The sequence below is a fragment of the Peteryoungia wuzhouensis genome, from assembly GCF_003205195.1.
Lineage (GTDB): Bacteria > Pseudomonadota > Alphaproteobacteria > Rhizobiales > Rhizobiaceae > Allorhizobium > Allorhizobium wuzhouense.
Window position 1 is genome coordinate 79,863 of record NZ_QJRY01000010.1, and the last position, 22,575, is coordinate 102,437.

Here is a 22,575-nt window from a genome sequence, read left to right on the forward strand (position 1 = left end):
CCCGTTCATTTGGTTGGCAGGAGAATAGGACAAATGCCTCAGAAATACAGGCATGGTGACATAGATTTGAAACGGGGGATTTGAAAATGAGGATTTGAAATTGGCTGCGTTCGCAGTTTCACCAGAATCCTGTTTCACGGTACCATCGCTCACGTGATTCATCCGGGCAGCCGGATCGTCAAACCGCTAGGAAATATCGTTGATGTCATCGTCCAAAGCCGGCCGCTTGCTTGCCGCAGCCCTGATGTTTCTGGGAGCCATATCCGCTTCCGCCGTTGATGTCGTTCAGGCTCAGGACACGCCGGCCAAGGAATTGTTCGGCGGGGTAACATTGCCGACGCGGGCGGCGCCCTCCCCCTATGGCTCCTATGCCAAGGGCTGTATTGCGGGGGCCGTGGCCATTCCGACAGATGGCCCCACATGGCAGGCCATGCGGCTGTCGCGAAACAGGCGCTGGGGACATCCGCAGATGATTGCGCTCTTGGAGCGGTTTTCCCAGGATGCCGCCCAGTTGGGCTGGGGATCCGGCATCCTGATTGGCGATATCTCGCAGCCGCGCGGCGGACCGATGCTGTCGGGCCACGCCTCCCACCAGGTCGGGCTCGATGCCGATATCTGGTTTACGCCGAAACCGGCGCAGCCGCTGACGGCAAGCCAGCGTGAGGACATGCCGTTCACCTCAATGCTCGACAAGAGCAAGTTCCTGACGGTGGACAAGCGTCGCTGGACGAATGTGCATGCCCAGGTGGTTGTGAAGGCCGCGAGCTATCCGCAGGTGGAACGGGTCTTCGTCAATCCCGCGATCAAGAAGAAGCTCTGCGAAACATGGACTGGCGATCGTGCGGTTCTCGGGAAGATCCGGCCCATTTACGGTCACGACGAGCATTTCCATATCCGCATACGCTGCCCGGAAGGGGCATCGGGCTGCAAACCGCAAGCGCCCGTTGCGCCAGGCGATGGCTGCGACCAGTCGCTGGCGTGGTGGTTCACGAAGGAGCCCTGGGCAGCGCCGAAGAAGGATCCGAACGCCAAGCCCGCACCGAAACCGCGGGCAACGCAGCTTGACGATCTGCCCAAGGCCTGTAGCGCGATCCTGCATGCTAAGGGACCCGGCAGCGAGTTGGAGGCCACCTACCAGCCGAGGGGCGGCGCCATGCCGGCCACCTCTGCATCGGCCTTTGTCGCCCCTGCCCAGGCTATTGCGACACCTTTCGAGCTTCCGGCGGAGGTTCCCGTTCCGCCCGCACGTCCGAGCGGGCTCTGAACTGCAAGTTACCGGGTGGCTTTTCAAGCGAAGGCCACTGCGGTAGAGGGTATCAAATCGATTTAAAAGAGCTGCCGATCCCGTCATGACCAGCACCCCTTGCATCGCCCTGATCGCCCACGACCAGAAAAAAGACGATATGGCGGAGTTTGCCCGCCGCCATCGGTCGAAGCTTCTGCAATGGCGGATCGTGGCGACCGGAACCACGGGCGGCCGCATCCAGGAGGCCGCGCCCGACCTCAATGTGACCCGCCTGAAAAGCGGTCCCCTCGGTGGAGACCAGCAGATCGGCGCCCTCATCGCCACCGGCGAGGTCGACATGCTGGTGTTCCTCGTCGACCCCTTGACTCCGATGCCGCATGATGTGGATGTGAAGGCACTGATGCGGCTCGCGACCGTTTACGACATCCCGATGGCGCTCAATCTCGCGACCGCCGACATCCTGATGCAGACCCTGGCTGCCTGAGCAGCGGGGGCCAAGACCGGACAGACCATGGCCAAGACACAGCGCGACGACACCCTTCCCTTTCCGATCCTGGTCGGCGACATCGGCGGCACGAATGCCCGGTTTTCGATCCTGCTCGATGACAGCGGCGACGCGATTGGTTTTCCGAATGTCGTCAACAAGGATTTCGCCACGATCGACGAGGCGATCCGGACCTGCGTGCTCGCCGAGACAAGCCATAAGCCGCGGTCGCTGATCCTCGCGCTGGCTGGTCCGATCAAGGGTGACGAGGTGCCTTTGACCAACTGCCCGTGGGTGGTCAGGCCGAAGGTACTGATGGCGGAACTGGGTTTTGACGAAGTGCTGCTGCTGAACGATTTCGAGGCACAAGCGCTCGCGGCAGCGACGCTAGGTGAAGCCGACCGGCAGCCGCTCGGCTCTCTGAGCGAGGCGCCTCTCGGCTCGCGCGTCGTGCTGGGGCCAGGAACGGGGCTTGGTGTCGCGGGGCTGGTGCGGGCACGAGACACCTGGTTTCCGGTGCCAGGCGAAGGCGGACATGTCGATGTCGGGCCTCGCACGGAACGCGACTACGCCATTTGGCCCCATCTGACGCCGGTCCATGATCCGAATGTTGCGCTCGGGCGGATTTCGGCCGAAGAACTGCTTTCGGGCCGTGGGCTCATGAACATCTATCGGGCCTTGTGCAAGGCCGAGGGAAATCGCACGCCGCGCTATGAAGAGCCGGCGGAAGTCTCTGCGGCCGGAATATCCGGCGCTGATGCGCTGGCTGGCGAGGCACTCAGCCTGTTTGCCACCTATCTGGGCCGCGTTGCGGGCGATCTGGCCCTGATTTTCATGGCAAAGGGCGGAGTCTTCCTTGCCGGGGGCATCTCGCCGAAAATCCTGCCCGCACTTCAGAGCGGCGAATTTCGTGCGGCCTTCGAGGACAAGGCGCCACATCAGGGCCTGCTGCACGCAATCCCGACCTTCGTGGTGACACATCCGCAGGCGGCCCTACATGGGCTGGCGGCATTTGCGAGGGCTCCGTCCGATTTCGGACTGGCGACCGAGGGCCGGCACTGGCGCCGATAGGCTGCTCTGCGGGCACTATGGTCAAATGTGCTGCAACTGGCTATAGAGCGGCGGCCCTATAAGGGCTTTGCCCGGAGCAACAGCACAGGACACCTCTCTTGACAGGCACTTCCAACGAAACGCTGGACAATGACAGCATCACTGCCGTCTTGCGCCGTGTCGTGGCAGAAAATGGCCGTGAGCATTTGGGCGCCTATGCCTTTGCCATCGCCTGCCTTCTGACCGTGGCCATGACAACCGCCTTTACGGCGTGGATCATGGAATCGGTCATCAACGAGGCCTTTGCCAACCGTCGTGCTGACCTGATCTGGAGCATCTGCGGCTCCATCTTTGCCGCCTTCGTCATTCGCGGCTTTGCCGGTTACGGCCAGGCCGTCACGCTCGCCAAAATCGGCAACAACATCGTTGCGAGCTATCAGCGGCGCCTGTTTGCGCATTTGATGACACTGTCTGTCGGCTACTTCAATGAAGCCCGCTCTGCGCGTCTTTCCGCCCAGATCAACCAGAACATCAACGGCGTTCGCGACGTGCTCAATCTGACCGTGACATCCCTTGCCCGCGATCTGGTGACACTGGTGTCGCTGATCGGGGTGATGTTCGTCCAGGATGTGGTGCTTTCACTTATCGTGTTCACGGTAGCGCCGCCCCTGCTCTTCGGACTGCGCTATCTGTCCAAGCGGTTGCGCAGCGCCACACGCGAAGCTGTTATCCTGAACTCGCATGTGCTTGGCGCCATGCAGGAGACCGTGCAGGGTATTTCCATCGTCAAGGCCTTCACGATGGAGGCGCAGCTCGAGGAAAAGATCCAGTCGACAATCGATGCGGCCGAGCGACGCTCAAACCGGATCGCCCGCCTCAGCGAGCGCAATGGGCCGCTGACGGAATCGCTGGCCGGCCTCTCCGTTGCCGGCGTCATGGCATATGCGGCCTTCCAGGCCATCTATGGCGGCGTGCTGCCAGGCGCATTCTTCTCGTTCATTACCGCTCTCCTCCTGGCTTATGAGCCGGCTAAGCGACTGGCCAAGCTGCAGGTGCAGATGGAACGCGCCGCAGTCAACGCCAAGATGATCTACGAGATCCTCGACATGCAGACGCATCAGCGCGACAAAGCAGGTGCTGGCGAGCTGGTTGTTCGCGAGGCCAAGATCGAGTTCCGCAACGTCAACTTTGCCTACACCGGCAGCGGACCGGTTCTGCGCAACCTCAGCTTCGTTGCCGAAGGTGGAAAGACCACGGCGCTTGTCGGGCCTTCCGGGGCCGGCAAATCAACCGTCATCACACTCGTCCCGCGCTTTTACGATCCGGCCGACGGCGAGATCCTGATCGACGGGCAGAACATTGCCGATGTCACCAAATCCTCGCTGCGCCACCATTTGGCTTATGTCTCACAACAGCCCTACCTCTTCGAAGGTACGATCCGCGACAATATCCGCTACGGCCGTCCGGACGCGACAGATAGCGAGATCGAGGATGCGGCAAGGCTTGCGAACGCGCACGACTTCATCCTGTCGCAACCGATGGGTTATGACACGCCGGTTGGCGAGAACGGGCTGACGCTCTCCGGCGGTCAGCGGCAGCGGCTGTCGATCGCGCGTGCCCTGGTTCGGAATGCACCGATTCTGCTTCTCGACGAGGCAACCTCGGCTCTCGATACGGAATCGGAAGCTGCCGTCCAGCAGGCGCTGGAAGCGGCCATGGTCGGGCGCACTGTGATCGTCATCGCGCATCGGCTTTCGACCGTTATCAAGGCCGACAAGATCATTGTGATGCAGGCCGGCCAAGTGGTCGAAGAAGGCACACATGAGAGCCTTGCACAGCGGCCAAGCGGACTTTACGCTCGCCTGAACAATCTCCAGGCCGTTCCCAGCGGTCGCGACACCTTGCAGGACCTATGATCATGAATGCCCCAATCAAGCTCGTCGTCGTCGGTGCCGCCGGGCGCATGGGGCGTACACTCATCAATCTGATCAGCCAGACGCCGGGCGTGGTGCTTCATGCTGCCGTCGAGCGTGCGGGTTCAGCAGCGCTGGGCAAGGATGCCGGCGACCTTGCGGGGGCGGGCACTCTGGGCGTTGCCATCACCGACGATCCACTTGCCGCTTTCCTGCATGCCGATGGTGTTATCGACTTTACCTCGCCGGCCTCAACCGTGGAATTTGCCGCACTCGCAGCACAGGCACGGATCGTGCACGTCATCGGAACGACGGGTTGCCTGCCGGAGCACGAAGACAAGATCGATGCGGCGGCGCGTCATGCACGTGTGGTGAAATCCGGCAATATGAGCCTCGGCGTGAACCTTTTGTCTGTCTTGATCAAGCAGGCTGCGCGAGCGCTCGAAGCCGCCGACTGGGACATCGAAGTCCTGGAGATGCACCACAAGCACAAGGTCGACGCACCCTCCGGCACGGCACTCCTGCTGGGGCAGGCGGCAGCGGAGGGACGTGGCGTCGATTTGACCAGCCACTCCGTTCGGGTACGCGACGGCCATACCGGTGCACGCGAAGAGGGCTCGATCGGTTTTGCAACGCTGCGTGGCGGTTCCGTGATCGGCGAACACTCCGTGCTGTTTGCGGGCGAAGGTGAGATCATCACACTTTCTCACAGTGCCGGCGACCGTTCGCTGTTTGCCCGCGGCGCCCTGAAGGCCGCCGTCTGGGCGTTCGACAAGAAACCCGGCCGTTACACCATGCTCGACGTGCTCGGGCTCAACTCCACCCCCTGATCGTCAAGAGAGGAATTGTCGATGACCGGTACCCTCGTGCTCGTGCGCCATGGCCAGAGCGACTGGAACCTGAAAAACCTGTTTACCGGCTGGCGTGATCCGGATCTCACCGAGCTCGGTGTGCAGGAAGCCAATGCCGGCGGCAAGGCGCTGGCCGACTACGGCATGAAGTTCGACGTGGCCTTCACGTCGGTCCTCACGCGTGCGCAGAAAACCTGCAACATCATTCTGGAAAACGTCGGCCAGACCGGTCTTGAGACGATCAAGGACCAGGCGCTGAACGAGCGTGACTATGGTGACCTCTCCGGTCTCAACAAGGATGACGCCCGCGCCAAGTGGGGCGAAGAACAGGTGCATATCTGGCGCCGTTCCTACGATATCCCGCCGCCGGGTGGCGAAAGCCTGCGCGACACCGGCGCGCGCGTGTGGCCCTATTACCTGACCGAAATCCTGCCGCGCGTGCTGCGTGGCGAGAAGGTGCTTGTCGCCGCACACGGCAATTCGCTGCGGTCGCTGGTGATGGTGCTGGACAAGCTGACCAAGGAGCAGATCCTCGGCGTCAATCTCGCAACCGGCGTTCCCATGGTCTACAAGCTGAACGCGGATTCGACAGTGGCTTCGAAGGAAGTGCTCGGCGACATGTCTGCCGCCCATTGAGTTCATTGCTTGCGCCTGGGCAACAGGCCATGCGCCTTTGCTGACAGCTACTTAGTCAGCTAAACTGTGGCCGGGCCGAGGTAATCCTCTCCCGGCCATTTTTGCATGCTATCGCTTTATGTTGCTCAGGAAATCAGGGCGCCAGCGGACATGCGGTAGCATCTCAGTCGAGCTTCAGTTGCGATCTTGCCAGAAGCTGAACCATCCAATCGACAAAGATCCGGACCTTGTTGCTGAGATGCCTGTTCGGCGGATAGACAATGTAGAGGGGTATCGGTTCTATGTGCCATTCAGGCAGGACCCTAACCAGCTGCCCCTGTTTCAAAGCATCCATCGCCATGAAGTGGGCAAGTGGGGCAACGCCGAGTCCGGACAAAGCTGCGGCGAGATAGGTACGGGCGTCGTTGACCGAGACGATGTAGCGGGTGTTGACCTCAATCCGCTCCCCCTCGCGTATGAAATCGAATGGGATCGTCCGGTTGGTCGTTGCAAGGAAGTAGTTAACGCAGTGATGCCGGTCGGCGAGTTCCCTTGGATGAGTGGGCATGCCGAAGTCTTCAAGATAACGAGGGGCCGCACAAGCGATCAGGGCCATCTCGCCAACTTTGCGGGCGATCAGTGACTGGTCGCGAAGCACCCCGGCCCGCAAGGCGCAGTCGACGTTCTCCGCGAGGTAGTCCACGGTGCGGTCCCCGACGCCCAGATCGATCTGGATGTCGGGGTACTGGGCGTGAAACTGTGCCAGGGCCGGGATGAGAAGGAGATCCGCAAATGCGCCGGCCATCTCGACACGAAGACGACCGGCGGGGTTGGTGCGCGAACGCGAAAGACTGCCGTCCAGTTCGTCGATTTCTGCAACGATCTGAACCGCTCTCTCGTAGTAGAGGGCGCCGTCTGTTGTGACCATCACACGGCGTGTGGTCCTGTTCAGCAGTTTTGTCTGAAGATGTGCTTCGAGATTCTGAATGAGGTTGCTGACCGTGGCCTTCGGTGTGCCCATGGCCGTGGAGGCGCGCGTGAAGCTGCCCGTCTCCACCACTCTCACGAATGCACGCATGGCTGATAACTGATCCATGGATACCTCGTGGTAAAATTTGATTATTGTTCGAATTTCTGGACAGTGAAGCTCACATTGTCATACTTCTCATCAACTGTCGATCAATGATAGAGATTTCTGTGTCTCTCGATGGTTCGGGAGAATCAGGTGGCGAGATGACGGTCGAAACAAAAGATATGGTGCTCGAAAAGGTGGCCATCGGCCCCGTTTCGGCGCGTGTCTACCAAGGTGCAGATTACGCCAAGGGGCCGCCCGTCGTTCTCTACTTTCATGGTGGTGCATTTCGGCAGTCGGGTCTGCAGGAATGCCCCGTTGCAAGATGCATTGCCCAAACAGGTGCCATTGTTGTCGTCCCTGATTACAACGGGCCGTTGGGCGGTGTCTTTCCCCATCCACTCGAAGTTGGATTTTCGATCTTCTCCTACCTCGCCAAGAAGCGCGCAGGGCTTGGCGACAGAAAATCGCAGCTCTTCGTTGGTGGTGAGGAATCGGGAGGGAGTGTCGCGGCCGGCGTCGCGCTGAAGGCACGCGATCACTTTGCCGAGGAACTGGATGGACAGGTGCTGTTCTCTCCGCTTCTGGATCCCTTTATGGGGACAGCGTCCTTTCAGATGGCCGATGGGATCGGTATGCGGCAGCGCTGGTCTGAGGGGTGGAACCACTATCTGAGCGGCGGCGTGTGCCACCCGTATGCCGCGCCTCGGCTATGCTCGCGCCTGTCGGGAATGGCTCCTGCACTCATCGTGTCGGCGAAGGACGATCCTCTCGCCGACGAAGCGCTGGCCTATGCGGATTGCCTACAGCGGTCGGGCGTGATGGTTCGCAGCCATCTCCTTGCCGCCGGAACAGGTTGGCCTTCGATCTATGGTGGGGCGGTGGACCAAGCACCATCCTACGAGGACAGCATTTGCCGCTATTTCTCGGATTTCATCCGGGACCTGCGCGTTCAATGATTTTGGGAACACATCACTAGCCCTTTGATCGGGCATCAAGGAGTATAACCATGACATCGACATGGAAGCGCTGGGCCCTGATGGGCACCGGCCTGGGACTTGCTGCGTCCATTTCTGTCGCAGCGCTCGTTTATCAACTGCCGGGCACGATCGCAGCGGCCGAAACGGATACAGCGGCGGCCCCACCTTCCGCGATTCCGGTCACAGTCGCCGTGCTGAAAAATCGCGAGATCCGCTCCTGGGAGGAGTTTTCCGGCCGGCTGGAAGCGATCGAACGTGTGCAGATCCGCTCTCGCGTTGCGGGTGCAATTAAGGGCGTCCATTTTCGCGAGGGCGCACTGGTCAAGGCAGGCGATCTTCTGTTCACGATCGATGCGGAACCCTTCAAGGCAGCCGTGACCCGAGCACAGGGCCAACGCGCGTCGGCACAGGCCAGACTTCAGCTCGCGTCGACGGAATTCGAGCGAGGGCGGAAGCTGTCGGCCGGCAACAGCATCTCGAAGAGCGAGTTTGACCAGCGCAGCAACGCGCTGGCGGAAGCCCAGGCTGCGGTGACGACCGCCGAAGCTGCGTTGCGGGCCGCTCAGCTTGAGCTGGACTACACCAATGTCCGTGCACCGGTCTCCGGTCGAGTTGGCAAGGTGGAGATGACTGTGGGCAACCTCGTCGCCGCCGGTTCGACATCCCCTGCGCTGACGACCCTGGTATCAGTCGATCCGATCTATGCTGCGTTCAGTGTCAGTGAAGAGACGGTTGCCAAGGCACTGGCAGAATTGCCCAGCTCCGGAGATGCACTGCCGCCGATCGAACAGATACCAGTGGAAATGGGAACGCTTACCGATCAGGGCACACCGATCAAAGGCACACTTCAACTGATCTCGAACGAGGTGGAACTCGCCAGCGGTACGGTTGCCGTGCGCGCGGTGTTCGACAATCCGGGGGGGCGGCTGATGCCTGGCCAATTCGTTCGTGTGCGTCTGGGGCAGCCTCGTGCTGCGAACAAGATCCTCGTCAGCGAGCGCGCCATCGGCACCGACCAGGACAAGAAATTCGTCTTCGTCGTCGGCGATGACAACAAGGTGGCCTATCGACCCATCGTGGTCGGGAGCATCTCCGAGGGTGGACGCATCGTCGAAAGCGGTCTGGAAGCCGGCGAACGCGTGGTCGTCAATGGCCTGCAGCGCATCGCCCCCGGCGCGTTGGTCGATCCGCAGAAAACAGACGATGTTGCCATCGCCAAATAAATGATCCCGACGCGGCGTGCCACGGCACACCGCGTCTCCCCTTCATCACAAGAACCGTCTCGGTGCGCACCCGCCCGCCGGATGAGCCCGTCTGTCCTGTTTTTCATCCCGGAGAGGGTGCTGACATGAATATTTCCCGCTTTTTCGTCGACCGCCCGGTGTTTGCCGGTGTGCTGTCGATCCTGATCGTCGTCGCAGGCTTGATCGGCATGCGCGCCTTGCCGATCTCCGAATATCCGGAGGTCGTGCCGCCTTCGATCGTCGTGCGTGCCGTCTATCCCGGCGCGAACCCGGTGGTCATCTCCGAAACAGTGGCGACGCCGCTTGAGGAGCAGATCAACGGTGTCGAGGACATGCTCTACATGAACAGCCAGGCGACGTCTGACGGCGTTCTGACGCTGACCGTGACCTTTAAGCTTGGCACGGATCCGGACAAGGCACAGCAACTGGTCCAAAACCGCGTATCCCAGGCCGAGCCACGCCTGCCTGCGGAAGTGCGGGCGATCGGGGTGACCACCGTCAAGAGTTCGCCGGACTTCATCATGGTGGTGAACCTGGTCTCGACCACCGACCGCTATGACGTGACCTATCTGCGAAACTACGCGACGCTCAACATCAAGGACCGGCTGACCCGCATCGAAGGCGTGGGTCAGGTGCAGGTGTTTGGCGCCGGCGACTATGCCATGCGGGTGTGGATCGATCCGCAGAAAGCGGCTCAACATGGGCTTGCCGCCAGCGACATCACCAATGCCATCCGGGAACAGAATGTGCAGGCCGCCGCCGGGATTATCGGTGCGTCTCCGACGCCTGGCGATGTCAGCCTGCAGCTCAACGTCAATGCGCAGGGGCGGCTTCGGACGCCTGAGGAATTCGGCAATATCATTGTGAAGACCGGGACACAGGGCGAAATCACCCGTCTCCGGGATGTTGCCCGTATCGAAATGGGGGCGGCGGACTACACGCTCCGCTCGCTGCTCGATGGTCAACCGGCCGTCGCTGTGGCCGTGCTACAGGCGCCTGGATCCAACGCAATCGAGATCGCTGACAATGTCCATGCCACGATGGACCAGTTGCAGCTGGCCATGCCGGAAGGCGTCAAATACGAGATCGTCTATGACACGACCAAGTTCGTCCGTGCGTCGATCGAAAAGGTTGTAGACACCCTGCTTGAGGCCATCGCGCTGGTCGTACTCGTGGTCATCGTCTTCCTGCAGACATGGCGCGCTTCGATCATCCCGCTGCTCGCCGTGCCTGTGTCGATCATCGGTACCTTCGCAGTGATGTATGCCTTTGGCTTTTCCATCAATGCGCTCACCCTCTTTGGTCTGGTGCTCGCAATCGGCATCGTGGTCGATGACGCGATTGTCGTTGTCGAAAACGTCGAGCGCAACATCGAGAAGGGGCTCAGTCCCCGTGAGGCGACCTACCAGGCCATGCGCGAGGTGTCGGGCCCTATTATCGCCATTGCCCTGGTCCTGGTCGCGGTCTTCGTGCCACTCGCCTTCATCAGCGGACTTTCTGGCCAGTTCTACCGGCAGTTTGCACTGACCATCGCAATCTCGACCGTGATTTCGGCGATCAATTCACTGACCTTGTCGCCGGCACTTGCTGCACTTCTTCTCAAGGGGCACGACGCTCCGAAGGATTGGCTGACACGCGTGATGGACGGGCTGTTCGGCTGGTTCTTTCGTGGTTTCAACCGATTCTTCGGCGCCGCCTCGCGCGGTTACGGCCGCAGCGTCGGGGGGCTCGTCTCGCGCAAGTCGCTGGTCGTCGGTGTGTATCTGCTGCTCGTCGGCGCGACATATGCGGTATTCAATGCCGTGCCCGGCGGCTTCGTGCCGGCGCAGGACAAACAATATCTGATCGGCTTTGCACAGCTGCCTGACGGTGCCACGCTCGACCGCACCGAGTCCGTCATCAAGCGGATGAGCGCGATCGCCATGGAGCAGCCGGGCGTTGCCCATGCCATCGCCTTCCCCGGACTGTCCATCAATGGCTTCACCATCGGTTCGAATTCCGGGATCGTGTTTGCCGTACTGGACGACTTCGAGGAGCGCACCACGCCGGAACTGTCCGGCGGCGCGATCGCCATGCAGCTGAACCAGAAGTTCGCCGGGATCCAGGACGCCTTCATCGCGATGTTTCCGCCACCGCCGGTCAACGGGTTGGGGTCGACAGGCGGCTTCAAGCTTCAACTGGAAGATCGGGCAGGCCTTGGTTATGCCGCACTCGATGAAGCGACAAAAGCCTTCCTCGGAAAGGCCTATCAGACACCGGAACTCGCCGGGCTCTTTTCGAGCTTCCAGGTGAACGTGCCGCAGCTCTATGCCGATCTCGACAGATCTCGGGCACAGCAACTGGGCGTCAGCGTGACTGACGTCTTCGAGACGCTGCAGATCTATCTGGGCTCGCTCTATGTGAACGACTTCAACTCGTTTGGTCGGACCTACAGCGTGCGTGTCCAGGCCGATTCTGCCTTCCGCGCCAAGCCGGAGGATATCGGCCAGTTGCAGGTTCGTTCACGGACGGGGGAAATGATCCCGCTTTCCGCCTTACTCAAGGTGGACGGGACGACCGGGCCAGAACGCACGACGCGCTACAATGGCTTTCTCGCCGCAGATATCAATGGCGGCCCAGCGCCCGGCTTCTCGTCCGGCCAGGCCCAGGCCGCGATTGACCGGATCGCGGCGGAAACGCTGCCAACTGGCATCGCTTACGAATGGACGGACCTGACCTACCAGCAGATCCTGGCCGGCAATTCGACCATCGTGGTCTTTCCGCTCGCGCTGTTGCTCGTCTTTCTCGTGCTGGCTGCCCAGTATGAGAGCCTGACGCTGCCGATAGCGATCATCATGATTGTCCCGATGGGCGTGTTGGCAGCTCTTGCCGGAGTCTGGTGGACAGGCGGCGACAACAACATCTTCACCCAGATCGGTCTTGTCGTCCTTGTCGGGCTCTCGGCGAAAAATGCCATCCTGATCGTGGAGTTCGCCCGCGAACTCGAATTCGAGGGACGAACCCCGGTTCAGGCGGCCATTGAGGCAAGTCGTCTGCGCCTGCGCCCCATCCTGATGACATCGATGGCCTTCATCATGGGCGTGGTTCCGCTCGTTCTGTCGACGGGGGCCGGATCGGAGATGCGTGCGGCCATGGGCCTGGCCGTATTTTCCGGCATGATCGGGGTGACGTTCTTCGGCATCTTCATGACACCGGTTTTCTACGTCGTGCTGAGAAGGTTGGCGGGCAACCGCCCACTTGTGCAGCACGACGCGATGCCTGCTCTACAGCCGGTAGCGCCTGATGCTCGTCTCTAGACTGAGAAACGACTGACTGATGGGGCGCCCCAAAGGACAGACAAGATCAGAGCCGGCGCAGACAGCACAGGGTGCGGATGGTTTTTCGTTCTTGCTTTTGTGACGGTAAAGATGTTGCGAAGCCGTTCGTTTGTCGTCGCACCATCACCACGTCGATGAAGACCGCAGCGGACCATTCGGCCCGCTGCGGTCATTTACGTCATGCGTCCTTGAAGACATCCTCGCGGCCGCGTCTCATGGAGGGTGAAACGGCAACGATCAGGGCCATCATGCCGACTGCCAGAAGGGTGGCGGAAAGCGGCGACTGGACAAAGGCCAGCGGATTGCCATCCGAGATGATCAGCGACTGGCGAAGCTTCTCTTCGAGCAACCGTCCGAGCACGAAGCCAAGTGCAAGCGGCGCGGCTTCAAAGTCGAGCTTGTACAGTGCATAGCCGATGAAGCCGAAGAAGGCGGCCATCATCACCTGGGCAGCATCGTTTGCGATCGAGTACAGGCCAATGCAGCAGAAGCAGACGATGGCGGGGAAGAGCAGGCGATAGGGAACACGCAACAGCTTCACCCAGAGGCCAATCAGTGGCAGGTTGATGATGACAAGCATCAGGTTGCCGATCCACATCGAGGCAACCAGGCCCCAGAAGAGTTCCGGATTGCGCTCGATCACCTGCGGACCCGGGACGATGCCCTGGATCATCATCGCACCGACCATCAGCGCCATTACCGCATTGGGCGGCAGGCCGAGGGTGAGCAGCGGTATGAAGGAGGTCTGCGCGCCGGCATTGTTGGCGCTTTCCGGACCGGCGACTGCGGCCGGTGCCCCGTGGCCGAAATCCTGCGGCCGCTTGGAAAGACGCTTCTCGACGGCATAACTGGCAAAGGGGCCAAGAATTGCGCCGTTGCCCGGCAAAACGCCCAGCACGGAGCCAAGGACCGTGCCGCGCATGATGGGGGCGAGATTTTCGCGCAGTTCACCGAGTGTCGGCCAGAGCCGACCGATCTGGTTCCTCACGACATCCCGCGTTTCCGGATCTGCCAGGTTCTTGAAGATCTCGCCGAAGCCGAAGATCCCCATGGCAAGGACCACAAATTCGATGCCGTCGTGCAGCATGCCGAGATCAAAGGTCAGGCGCTCGCGCCCCGTCTCCATATCTGCCCCGACACACGACAGCAGGATGCCGACGACGATCATCGCAATCGCCTTGACCAGTGAACCGCGCGCCAAGACGACGGCAAAGACGAGGCCCATGATCATCAGCGAGAAATACTCCGCCGGACCGAAGAGCAGTCCCATTCGGGTCATCGGGACGCCGAGAGCGGCAATTACAATGGTGGCAATAGTTCCGGCGATGAAGGAACCGATGGCGGCGAGGCCAAGTGCAAGGCCCGCCTGGCCCTTTTGCGCCATCTTGTGACCGTCGATCGCGGTCACGACAGCGGTTGCTTCTCCGGGAATGTTGACCAGGATTGCAGTCGTTGAGCCACCGTATTGCGCACCGTAATAGATACCGGCGAGCATGATGAGGGAGCCGGTCGGATCGAGTGACAGGGTCACCGGTAGAAGGATCGCGATCGTTGCCACCGGGCCAACCCCGGGCAGCACGCCGACCAGAGTACCGATCAAACACCCGATGAAGCACAGCGCCACATTGTTGAGCGTCAGCGCGACGGAAAGGCCGAGGCCCAGGTTTGTAAAAACGTCGAACATCTCAGTATCCTAGCAACCAGGGCGCAACGGGAACCGAAAGGCCGAGCGCATAGCGGAACAGCCCTATGCAGAAGGCCGTCAGCACGGCGGAGAAAACGAGCAGCTCGGGAAGGCGGGAATCGCGGGCGGCAAGGCCAGAGGCGATGATCGCCAGCGGGCAGGCCACCGCCATCCCGAGGCTCGGGATGGCGACTGGACCGAGGTGATAACCACGGATCGTGATGGCGAACAGGATGACGCCGAGGACCACGGGAATGGTCTCCCGTATTGCCCAGTGACCCGTCGACGGACCAGGATCCTTGATGCTGAGAGCGACCTGGACAATTCCGAGCCCGACGATCATGAGCGAGAGGACACGGGGCATAAGGCCTGATCCGACGCCATCGCTGGTCATGAAGGGCAGGTCAGCCCCACCCCACAGGCCAAGGCCGCCGAGAGCCAGAAGGACAAGCCCGGCAATCCTTTCCCGCCCCTGCCAGCCGTTTTTGGCTGGCAGGTCAGTGTGTGTCGAGATGTCCTGCATGTTATTCGACCTTGATGCCGGCGGCCTTCACCACCTCACCCCAACGGGTGCGCTCCTTGGCCATAAAATCGGCAAAGGCCTGAGCACCCATGCTGGATGGGACAGCGCCGTCATTCTTCAGCTTGCCAAGTACCTCGGCATCGCCGAGCGTCTCTGCGGTTGCCGCTTCGAGCTTTGCCTTGACCTCAGCCGGCATGCCCTTGGGACCGACAAGGCCATACCAGGCGGACGCTGTATAGCCAGCAAGCCCGGCCTCGATCGCAGTCGGAACATCAGGCAGCGTTTCGAACCGCTTGTCGCCGGTCACAGCAAGCGCCTTCAGCGTGCCGCTTTCGATGAGGCCGACGGCGGAGGGGATCGTGGTGACCATGAAATCGATGTGGCCGCCAACGAGGTCGTTCACGGCTGGGCCCGCTCCCTTATAGGGAACATGCTTGACCTTGATGCCGGCCGTCTGGCCGAGCAAAAGGGCCCCGAGATGGCTGGCCGACGCATTTCCGGCGGAACCGTATACCAGTTCCTTGGTTTTTGCGGCTTCGATCAGTTCGCCGAGCGAATTGACCTGAAGACGCGGACCGACGACGACGACGAGAGAAGCATCAGCGATCATGGCGATCGGGTCGAGCGCTTCTGCCGGATCTGCCTTCAGATTGAAGATGTGGGGGTTTACCACCATCGGTCCCTGGTTTCCGATGAGGAGCGTATAGCCGTCCGGGTCGGCGGAGGCGGTCACCTCCGTGCCGATATTGGCCGCCGCACCTGGCCGGTTCTCGACGATGACGCGGCCGTCAAGCGCCTTTTCGAGGCGAGCGGCAAAGACGCGTGCGATTGCATCGGTCCCGCCGCCGGCGGCATAGGATACGACCAGCGTGATCGGTTTGGATGGATAGGCGTCCTGGGCCAGGCCGGGTCCTGCTACGGATAGTGCAAGGGCCGTGCTGCACAGAGAAAGCACGAGGCGGCGTGTGATTGTGATAGGCATTTCTGATCTCCTCCCGAGTCAAGTATGGCATTCACTTCGAAACGACGCGATGGTCTACCCCCATCGGATCGCGTTTGCGGACAAGCGCCGCACCTTCAAACAGCCGTCGGCTGGTTCTCATCACAGAGACCGTTGGACTGTTGTCTCCCTGGGCTTTCTCTATGCGGATGCGCAGAAGGCCAGTCGGATGCTCCCAAGCCAGAGATATCGGCAAGGTCATGTTGGGAAAGTGCTGCCCGACGAGGCTCGTCGGGATGGTGGCGGCAAGTCCGAGGCTGACCGCGCCTGTGGTCGCGAGTGCCGTGTGGCAGCTCGCAGGCGTGAAGTAGCGGACGGCAAGGTCGCCCTCACCCCGCGGGGCGCCGATCAGGAGCGGCTTTGGCAGGACGGACTGGCTCACATCGCCAAGGCCCATCATGCGGCCCGCTTCCCGTCTGATACTTTCGAGCCTCGTCATGAAATCACTGTTTTGATCGAGAACGGCGGCCGGTTCGGACCCGGTAAGACCAAAATCCGAGGCGCGCAGCACCACCAGTGGCGTCGCGCCGTCTACGAGGGTCGCATCGACACCCAGCACGCTGTCTACGGCGTTGCCAGTCGGCAAGAGCTTGCCCGTCTTGGCGCCGATGGCATTGCGGAAAGCGAGGTAAACGGGCGCTGCAGTACCGGGAACACCGTCGATCTGCGCTTCGCCCTGATAGACCATCCTGCCCTCTGGCGTGCGCACCCGCGCATCGATGATCTTGCCTGTGTTGACATTATGAACCCGGATAAGGGTCTCCCCCATTTCAGCCGAAACGAGCCCCGCCTCGATCGCGAATGGAGCCACGGCCGAGAGCATGTTGCCGCAGTTCGGCGCCGTGTCGACGGTCATTTCCAGGACCTTCACCTGCGCGAACAGATAATCCACGTCGGCATCCGGACGGGACGGCGGACCCACGATCGCGACCTTGCTGCTCAGAGGATTGCCGCCGCCGATCCCGTCGATCTGCAACGGGTGGCCAGAGCCCATGATCTCCAGCAGAAGACGATCGCGTTCCACCGCATCCACCGGAAGATCGCGGGACAGAAAAAAGGGGCCCTTCGACGTTCCCCCGCGCATCATTACGCAGGGTATCCTGATCAAATCGTTCATTCCGTATCTTCCTCCAGGCCGGTCTTGGCCAACCGCGAGAGGAGAGTTGTCACGTCACAAATCAGTTGTGAAATGCAAAGAATTGCGCGATTATTCCACTATGCGGAATAATTTCGAATTTCTTGACCTCAAGGCATTTCTCGCCGTGCTTGACCTCGGCTCGTTCAACGAAGCCGCCCGACAGCTCAATCTATCACAACCTGCGCTTTCAAGACGCATCAAGGGGCTGGAAGAGGCGGTGGGTACACAGCTCATCGAGCGGACGACACGGCATGTCGCGCCGACGCAGGTCGGACGCGAACTTTTACCCCTTGTGCGCCGCCTTGTGGACGAATTCGAGGATTCCATCCTTTCGATCAGCGATCTTGGCGGACGTCACCGCGCGCAGGTGACCATCGCATCAGTCCCGACAGCGGCGTTTTACTTTCTTCCCAGGGTTGTGCAGTCTTTCAACGAGAAATTCCCGGGAATTCGGTTCCGCATTCTCGATCTGTCAGCAAACGAGGGGCTCGATGCGGTGGCGAACGGCGAGGTCGAGTTCGGCATCAACATCACTGGTGCCGCCCGCGCAGATCTGAATTTCACCCCACTGATCGAAGACCCGTTCGTCCTGGCATGCCGCCGCGACCACCCGCTCGCCACCGCGAAATCGCTCACCTGGGCAGATCTCGCCGGACATCCGCTGATTGGCGTCAGCAAGACCAGCGGCAATCGCGCCGTCCTGGACCGGGCGCTGACCACCGCCCAGGTGCAACTCAACTGGTTCTATGAGGTCAACCATCTCTCGACTTCTCTTGGTCTGGTGGAGGCCGGACTTGGCATATCAGTGATGCCGAAGCTCGCCACACCGCAGGTGGAGCACCCGGTGATTGCCACAGTGCCGCTGACAGGCCCCCTGGTGAGCCGCACGATCGGCCTCGTCGAACGCCGTGGCGGCCGCCTATCGCCGGCCGCAATCCGTTTTCGCGAGATGCTGATCCAGGAATGGACGGATTGCTGACGCCAATGGACAAGTCTGTTCTTCAGCGGGCGCGCTTTCGCGAAGTTAAACGTCAGAAGGCAGGACTTTCCGTGCGCAAGAGCGAAGGCAGGCGGCGTGATGCAGGTGCATATGCGCCGATCCTGGTCGAGACACGGAGCATAAACGCAAGAAGCTCGTCGACTCTTATTCGGAGGAGCTTTCGATGAAACGACTTAAGTGGCAGCAGATTCAAGTTTCGTTGGTTATGGGGACCTGATTGCACGGAGACCTGTAAAATAGGTGCCTCTGGATGAGTTCGTACCAATGCCTCTGCTATAGCAAACCACGGCAGACCGGAATCGGGGTAAGCTATGCTTTCTGCTTGGTGAACGAACACGTCGTGGAACAAGAGCTATCATTGAACCGATGATGAGACAGGCCGCCCACGGTCACAGGTGTAAGTCCGATGCAGTGTGGCGTAGCGCAATCTGCGCGGTCCCGCCCAACACCGATTGAGGACAGAGACACCACCTTAACGGACAGGAGGAAAAAGCGCCACGGCATTTTTCCATAGTTTTTATGGATTTCTAGAAGAATTTGTCATGCGACAGAATTCTATAGATCGGCATTCCTGCCAATTCTCACCCCGTCACCTATGCTTTCGTCATCCGAGCAACCCTAAAGAAATGGCGCTTTGCCAGAAGGTTATGAGATGACGATCAAGACATTGTTTGCCGCTGCCATTGCAGCAACCATCGGCGTGGCGGCCTCGGCGCTTGTGGTGCAGGCTGCCGACAAGAAGGTCGTCGTGGCGTATCAGACGGACGCGCTGCCATCCTCGGTTGCCATTGCAAACGGCGAATTCGCCACGGCTACCGGCTATGAAATCGACTTCCGTCGCTTCAACTCGGGTGCCGAGATCTTCGCGGCCATCGCCTCTGGCGACGTTCAGGTCGGTTATGTCGGCTCCAGCCCCTTCGCCTCCGCCACCTCGCGCGGCCTCGATGTCCGCGCCTTCTACCTGTCCTCGATCTCGGGCATCGACGAAGCGCTGGTGGTCCGCAACGGCTCCGGCATTGAAACGCTCAACGACCTCAAGGGCAAGAAGCTCGCAGCCGCCCCTGTTTCCACCGACCACTACCAGCTTCTCCAGCTGATCAAGTCGCTCGGCCTGACGGAAAAGGACGTTCAGGTTCTAGCGATCCCGCAGCCCGAAATTGTTGCCGCCTACAACCGTGGCGACATTGATGGCGGCTTCGTCTGGGATCCGGCACTGACCGAACTGAAGAAGAACGGCAAGGCGCTGATCACCGCCAAGGAAGTCGCGGAAAAGGGCGCACCGACCTTCACCGCCTGGGTCGCGACCGGCTCGTTCGCTGATGAAAATCCCGACTTCCTGACCAAGTTCTCCTCGGTCATCAACAAGTACTACACCTCCTTTGCCAGCAACGAGGCAGCCTGGGGTCCTGAAAGCGAGAATGCCAAGGCGCTCTCCACCCTGCTCGGCGGCACGCCGGAACAGCAGGCAGCAGCACTCAACAACCTCAACCTGCTGACCCCGGACGTCCAGGCGTCGGACGCCTGGCTCGGCGGTGGTGAGAATTCGGGTGCGGCCAAGATCCTCAAGGACACATCGCAGTTCCTGAAGGACCAGGGCAAAATTTCCGACGTCCTGCCGAGCTATGCCGCCTTCGTTACGCCCGACGCCCTGAAGGCCACACAGTAACCGACAGACGCATGACAAGCTCGATCACGCCGGTTCCCAAAAGCCGGCGTGATCCTCGTTTGAGGGGAGAAAAAATGCTGAAAATTCAAAACGCGACTGTCTATTTCGAAGGCCGGGGTGAAAAGCCCGTGCATGCGCTGGACCGGGTCAACCTCGACATTCCCGATGGCGACTTCGTCGTGGCGCTCGGCGCTTCCGGCTGTGGCAAGTCCACGCTGCTGAACGCAATCGCCGGTTTCCTGCCCCTGTCGGAAGGGTCGATCAGCCTGAATGGCCGCGAGATCAAGGGGCCGGGTGCCGATCGCGGCGTGGTTTTCCAGAAGGACACGCTGCTCCCCTGGTCGAACGTCGCCGACAACGTGGCGCTGGGGTTGAAGTTCGCCGGCATCGGCCGCGCCGAACGGCGGGACCGGGCGGAGGAGCTTCTGGATCTCGTTGGTCTGAAGGACTTCGCCAAAAGCTTTCCGTACGAGCTCTCCGGCGGCATGCGCCAGCGCGTGGGCATTGCCAGGGCGCTGGCCACCGAACCCGACATCCTGCTGATGGACGAGCCTTTCGGTGCGCTCGACAGCCTGACCCGCGAGAAGATGCAGGAGCTGCTGATCGAGGTCTGGCACCGCACCCGCAAGCGTATCTTCTTCATCACCCACTCGATCGAGGAGGCACTTTTTCTCGGAACCCAGGTGGTCGTGATGTCGCCGCGGCCCGGCCGGGTCGTTGCCCGCTACGAACTGGACTTCGTCAACCGTTTCATCGCAACCGGCGACGTGCGCGCTATCAACCTCGCCCCAGAGTTTGGCGAAATCCGTGAGGAGATCCGCGAGATCCTCCACAAGGACCATCAGAAAGTGGAGATCGCGGCATGACGGCCATCGAACTGGAAACCACGACCAAAATTGAACGGGCGCCACCTTCCCGGCCAAAGACCGTGCGCATGGCGGGCTTCGGGCTTGACGGCAAACGCACCACCGCAATCAGCATCGCCACGGCCTTCGTCCTGATCTTCATCTGGTGGGGCGCGACGGCACTGCACTTGGCACCCAGCCTCTTCCTGCCGCGTCCCGGCGAAGTGCTGCACCAGTTCGGCGTAATCTACGAAAACGGCTATGCCGGCGCGACGCTTGGTGAGCATATCGGGGCCAGCCTCTTCCGCATCGGTCTTGCCGCAGCCCTTGCCCTTCTCACCGCAATCCCGATCGGCCTGCTGATGGGGCTCAACCGCTGGGCCAAGGGCATTCTCGACACACCGATCGAGTTCTACTGGCCCCTGCCCCCGCTCTCCTACCTGCCGCTGATGATCATCTGGCTCGGCATTGGCGAGACATCGAAGGTCGCCGTTCTGTTCCTCGCGATGTTTGCCCCGATCTGCCTCTCGGCCCAGGCCGGTGTGCGCTCGGTCTCGGTGGAGCGCGCCAATGCGGCACGGGCGCTCGGCGCCAACCGCTGGCAGCTCTTCGCCCATATCGTCGTCCCGAGCGCCTTGCCGGAAATCCTCACGGGCGTGCGCATTGCCGTCGGCATCGGCTGGGGCACACTGGTTGCGGCGGAACTGATTGCCTCGACACGCGGCATCGGCTTCCTGATCATGTCGGCCGCGCAGTTTCTGGCCACCGACGTGGTGTTCGTCGGCATTGCCATTATCTCGGTCTGTGCCTTCGGCTTCGGCTTTGCCGTGCGGCTGGTCGAACGCTTGCTGGTTCCGTGGAAGGGCAAGGCCTGAAACGCCTTAGCCCTTTTTCGTCGAAGGAGATTGCGAGAGAGCGCAGAGCAGTTCGAACAGAAGCGATGCGCCAAGCCAAGCGGTCGCGCCGGTCGGATCGAACGGCGGCGCGACCTCGACGAGATCCGCGCCAACAAGGTTCAGCCCGTCCAGATGACGAACCAGCCGCTGCGCTTCGCGGCTGGTAAAGCCGCCGACCTCAGGGGTCCCGGTTCCCGGCGCAAAGGCCGGATCGACGCAATCGATATCGAAGGTTACATAGGTCGGCTCCGTGCCGACGATCTGCCGTGCCTCGGCCATGACGTCGTCAATGCCGCGCTGCGCGACCTCTTCGATCCGGATGATGCGCACGCCCTGGCTTTCGCCCCAAACAATATCGTCGTCGTTGAACATCGCGCCGCGAATGCCGATCTGCACCATGCGACGCGGGTCGACATAGCCCTCCTCGATCGCGCGGCGAAAGGGCGTTCCATGGGTGTATTTGGACCGTTGAAATAGGAATCGAACAGATCAGTATACGCATCGAACTGGATGAGACCGACTGGTCGCTCCCGGCCGATAGAGCGCAACACCGCGTAACTGATCAGGTGTCGCCCCCGACGCTGAGCGGCCTGACGGACCGCGCCCGCAGGTCCTCGAGGAAATGGAAGATGAGCTCAAGCGTATCCGCAATGTCTGCCGGATTGACCGGCACGTCGCCGAGATCTGCGACATTGCGCGCCGAAAACGGCGCAACGCGGGAAATCGGGTGAATACGGCGGGTCATGGTCGAGGCATCGCGCACCTGTCGTGGCCCATGCCGCGCACCCGGCCGGTTGGTCGTGCCGCCATCCCAGGGGATACCGAGCAGGCCGATATCCACCTCGTCGATCAACGGATCGGCTGGATCGACATGTCGCAGCCGCATGAACGTGGCGATGCCCGCGAAACGCGGCATCTGCATGGCGTCGACGGGCAGGAAAGTCTCGGTCATCAAAGTTCCTTGGAGAGGCAGGGATGGAGACGGCAGGTCTTCGCATCAGAGGAAGATCACGCCCTGTCTGCGCCGCAGGGGGTAAGCGCAACGCGTCGA

The 22,575-nt window shown here is 61.1% G+C and carries 18 protein-coding genes and 1 pseudogene; 13 read left to right on the forward strand and 6 right to left on the reverse strand.

Features of this window, described 5'->3' with window-relative positions:
* Positions 1-202: 202 nt before the first annotated feature.
* The 6 genes from mepA (at position 203) to DMY87_RS22005 (ending at position 6,180) form a co-directional block, all read left to right on the forward strand.
* Complete coding sequence (gene mepA / locus DMY87_RS21980; protein WP_110793774.1) at positions 203-1,264, forward strand: penicillin-insensitive murein endopeptidase; 1,062 nt, start codon at positions 203-205, stop codon at positions 1,262-1,264.
* A gap of 85 nt (positions 1,265-1,349) precedes the next feature.
* On the forward strand, positions 1,350-1,730 hold the full coding sequence (locus DMY87_RS21985; protein WP_110793775.1) for a methylglyoxal synthase: 381 nt from the start codon (positions 1,350-1,352) through the stop codon (positions 1,728-1,730).
* A 27-nt stretch (positions 1,731-1,757) separates the two neighbouring features.
* Complete coding sequence (locus DMY87_RS21990; protein ID WP_110793776.1) at positions 1,758-2,801, forward strand: glucokinase; 1,044 nt, start codon at positions 1,758-1,760, stop codon at positions 2,799-2,801.
* A 98-nt stretch (positions 2,802-2,899) separates the two neighbouring features.
* The gene (locus tag DMY87_RS21995) at positions 2,900-4,696 is read left to right on the forward strand and encodes an ABC transporter ATP-binding protein (protein ID WP_110793777.1); all 1,797 of its coding nucleotides are present in this window, start codon (positions 2,900-2,902) and stop codon (positions 4,694-4,696) included.
* A 2-nt stretch (positions 4,697-4,698) separates the two neighbouring features.
* Complete coding sequence (gene dapB / locus DMY87_RS22000; RefSeq protein ID WP_425353523.1) at positions 4,699-5,523, forward strand: 4-hydroxy-tetrahydrodipicolinate reductase; 825 nt, start codon at positions 4,699-4,701, stop codon at positions 5,521-5,523.
* A gap of 21 nt (positions 5,524-5,544) precedes the next feature.
* Complete coding sequence (locus DMY87_RS22005) at positions 5,545-6,180, forward strand: 2,3-bisphosphoglycerate-dependent phosphoglycerate mutase (RefSeq protein WP_110793778.1); 636 nt, start codon at positions 5,545-5,547, stop codon at positions 6,178-6,180.
* 163 nt (positions 6,181-6,343) lie between these two features.
* Here DMY87_RS22005 and DMY87_RS22010 read toward each other — a convergent pair whose 3' ends face one another.
* Positions 6,344-7,255, reverse strand: coding sequence for a LysR family transcriptional regulator (locus tag DMY87_RS22010; RefSeq protein WP_110793779.1), 912 nt, complete (start codon positions 7,253-7,255; stop codon positions 6,344-6,346).
* Between the two features lie 137 nt (positions 7,256-7,392).
* Here DMY87_RS22010 and DMY87_RS22015 point away from each other — a divergent pair, with 137 nt between their 5' ends.
* The 3 genes from DMY87_RS22015 to DMY87_RS22025 all read left to right on the forward strand — a co-directional run bounded on the left by DMY87_RS22015 (position 7,393) and on the right by DMY87_RS22025 (position 12,751).
* Complete coding sequence (locus DMY87_RS22015; RefSeq protein WP_110793780.1) at positions 7,393-8,190, forward strand: alpha/beta hydrolase fold domain-containing protein; 798 nt, start codon at positions 7,393-7,395, stop codon at positions 8,188-8,190.
* Positions 8,191-8,240: 50 nt separating this feature from the next.
* Positions 8,241-9,434 (forward strand): efflux RND transporter periplasmic adaptor subunit, encoded by a 1,194-nt coding sequence (locus tag DMY87_RS22020; protein ID WP_110793781.1) that lies wholly within the window; start codon positions 8,241-8,243, stop codon positions 9,432-9,434.
* A gap of 125 nt (positions 9,435-9,559) precedes the next feature.
* Positions 9,560-12,751: an efflux RND transporter permease subunit gene (locus tag DMY87_RS22025; protein WP_110793782.1), complete on the forward strand. Its 3,192-nt coding sequence runs from the start codon at positions 9,560-9,562 to the stop codon at positions 12,749-12,751.
* Between the two features lie 199 nt (positions 12,752-12,950).
* On the opposite strand, the gene DMY87_RS22030 is transcribed toward DMY87_RS22025, so the two are convergent.
* The 4 genes from DMY87_RS22030 to DMY87_RS22045 are packed head-to-tail and all read right to left on the reverse strand — an operon-like array spanning position 12,951 to position 17,096.
* Positions 12,951-14,456: a tripartite tricarboxylate transporter permease gene (locus DMY87_RS22030; protein ID WP_110793783.1), complete on the reverse strand. Its 1,506-nt coding sequence runs from the start codon at positions 14,454-14,456 to the stop codon at positions 12,951-12,953.
* Position 14,457: 1 nt separating this feature from the next.
* Positions 14,458-14,979 carry a tripartite tricarboxylate transporter TctB family protein gene (locus DMY87_RS22035; RefSeq protein WP_110793784.1) on the reverse strand — a complete coding sequence of 174 codons (522 nt, stop codon included), beginning with the start codon at positions 14,977-14,979 and terminating at the stop codon, positions 14,458-14,460.
* 1 nt (position 14,980) lies between these two features.
* Entirely contained in the window at positions 14,981-15,961 is a 981-nt protein-coding gene (locus tag DMY87_RS22040; protein WP_110793785.1) for a Bug family tripartite tricarboxylate transporter substrate binding protein, read from the reverse strand.
* Positions 15,962-15,992: 31 nt separating this feature from the next.
* A complete protein-coding gene (locus DMY87_RS22045) occupies positions 15,993-17,096 on the reverse strand; it encodes a 4-oxalomesaconate tautomerase (protein WP_110793786.1) in 1,104 nt (367 codons plus the stop codon).
* Between the two features lie 100 nt (positions 17,097-17,196).
* Between DMY87_RS22045 and DMY87_RS22050 the strand changes: the two genes are divergently transcribed.
* From DMY87_RS22050 to DMY87_RS22065, 4 genes are all read left to right on the forward strand, one after another.
* A complete protein-coding gene (locus DMY87_RS22050) occupies positions 17,197-18,096 on the forward strand; it encodes a LysR family transcriptional regulator (RefSeq protein WP_110793787.1) in 900 nt (299 codons plus the stop codon).
* 673 nt (positions 18,097-18,769) lie between these two features.
* On the forward strand, positions 18,770-19,783 hold the full coding sequence (tauA, locus tag DMY87_RS22055; protein ID WP_110793788.1) for a taurine ABC transporter substrate-binding protein: 1,014 nt from the start codon (positions 18,770-18,772) through the stop codon (positions 19,781-19,783).
* A gap of 74 nt (positions 19,784-19,857) precedes the next feature.
* Positions 19,858-20,649 (forward strand): taurine ABC transporter ATP-binding protein, encoded by a 792-nt coding sequence (locus DMY87_RS22060; RefSeq protein ID WP_110793789.1) that lies wholly within the window; start codon positions 19,858-19,860, stop codon positions 20,647-20,649.
* Positions 20,646-21,503 carry an ABC transporter permease subunit gene (locus DMY87_RS22065; protein WP_110793790.1) on the forward strand — a complete coding sequence of 286 codons (858 nt, stop codon included), beginning with the start codon at positions 20,646-20,648 and terminating at the stop codon, positions 21,501-21,503. Before DMY87_RS22060 ends, DMY87_RS22065 begins: the two co-directional genes overlap by 4 nt.
* A gap of 6 nt (positions 21,504-21,509) precedes the next feature.
* Here DMY87_RS22065 and speB read toward each other — a convergent pair.
* Positions 21,510-22,476 (reverse strand): annotated as a pseudogene (speB, locus tag DMY87_RS24670) (agmatinase).
* Positions 22,477-22,575: the final 99 nt, after the last annotated feature.

Bases quoted from the DNA above. Each gene is read 5' to 3' on its own strand.
- mepA (WP_110793774.1), top strand. From the start codon at position 203: ATGTCATCGTCCAAAGCCGGCCGCTTGCTTGCCGCAGCCCTGATGTTT.
- DMY87_RS21985 (WP_110793775.1), top strand. From the start codon at position 1,350: ATGACCAGCACCCCTTGCATCGCCCTGATCGCCCACGACCAGAAAAAA.
- DMY87_RS21990 (WP_110793776.1), top strand. From the start codon at position 1,758: ATGGCCAAGACACAGCGCGACGACACCCTTCCCTTTCCGATCCTGGTC.
- dapB (WP_425353523.1), top strand. From the start codon at position 4,699: ATGAATGCCCCAATCAAGCTCGTCGTCGTCGGTGCCGCCGGGCGCATG.
- DMY87_RS22005 (WP_110793778.1), top strand. From the start codon at position 5,545: ATGACCGGTACCCTCGTGCTCGTGCGCCATGGCCAGAGCGACTGGAAC.
- DMY87_RS22010 (WP_110793779.1), bottom strand. From the start codon at position 7,255: ATGGATCAGTTATCAGCCATGCGTGCATTCGTGAGAGTGGTGGAGACG.
- DMY87_RS22015 (WP_110793780.1), top strand. From the start codon at position 7,393: ATGACGGTCGAAACAAAAGATATGGTGCTCGAAAAGGTGGCCATCGGC.
- DMY87_RS22020 (WP_110793781.1), top strand. From the start codon at position 8,241: ATGACATCGACATGGAAGCGCTGGGCCCTGATGGGCACCGGCCTGGGA.
- DMY87_RS22025 (WP_110793782.1), top strand. From the start codon at position 9,560: ATGAATATTTCCCGCTTTTTCGTCGACCGCCCGGTGTTTGCCGGTGTG.
- DMY87_RS22030 (WP_110793783.1), bottom strand. From the start codon at position 14,456: ATGTTCGACGTTTTTACAAACCTGGGCCTCGGCCTTTCCGTCGCGCTG.
- DMY87_RS22035 (WP_110793784.1), bottom strand. From the start codon at position 14,979: ATGCAGGACATCTCGACACACACTGACCTGCCAGCCAAAAACGGCTGG.
- DMY87_RS22040 (WP_110793785.1), bottom strand. From the start codon at position 15,961: ATGCCTATCACAATCACACGCCGCCTCGTGCTTTCTCTGTGCAGCACG.
- DMY87_RS22045 (WP_110793786.1), bottom strand. From the start codon at position 17,096: ATGAACGATTTGATCAGGATACCCTGCGTAATGATGCGCGGGGGAACG.
- DMY87_RS22050 (WP_110793787.1), top strand. From the start codon at position 17,197: ATGCGGAATAATTTCGAATTTCTTGACCTCAAGGCATTTCTCGCCGTG.
- tauA (WP_110793788.1), top strand. From the start codon at position 18,770: ATGACGATCAAGACATTGTTTGCCGCTGCCATTGCAGCAACCATCGGC.
- DMY87_RS22060 (WP_110793789.1), top strand. From the start codon at position 19,858: ATGCTGAAAATTCAAAACGCGACTGTCTATTTCGAAGGCCGGGGTGAA.
- DMY87_RS22065 (WP_110793790.1), top strand. From the start codon at position 20,646: ATGACGGCCATCGAACTGGAAACCACGACCAAAATTGAACGGGCGCCA.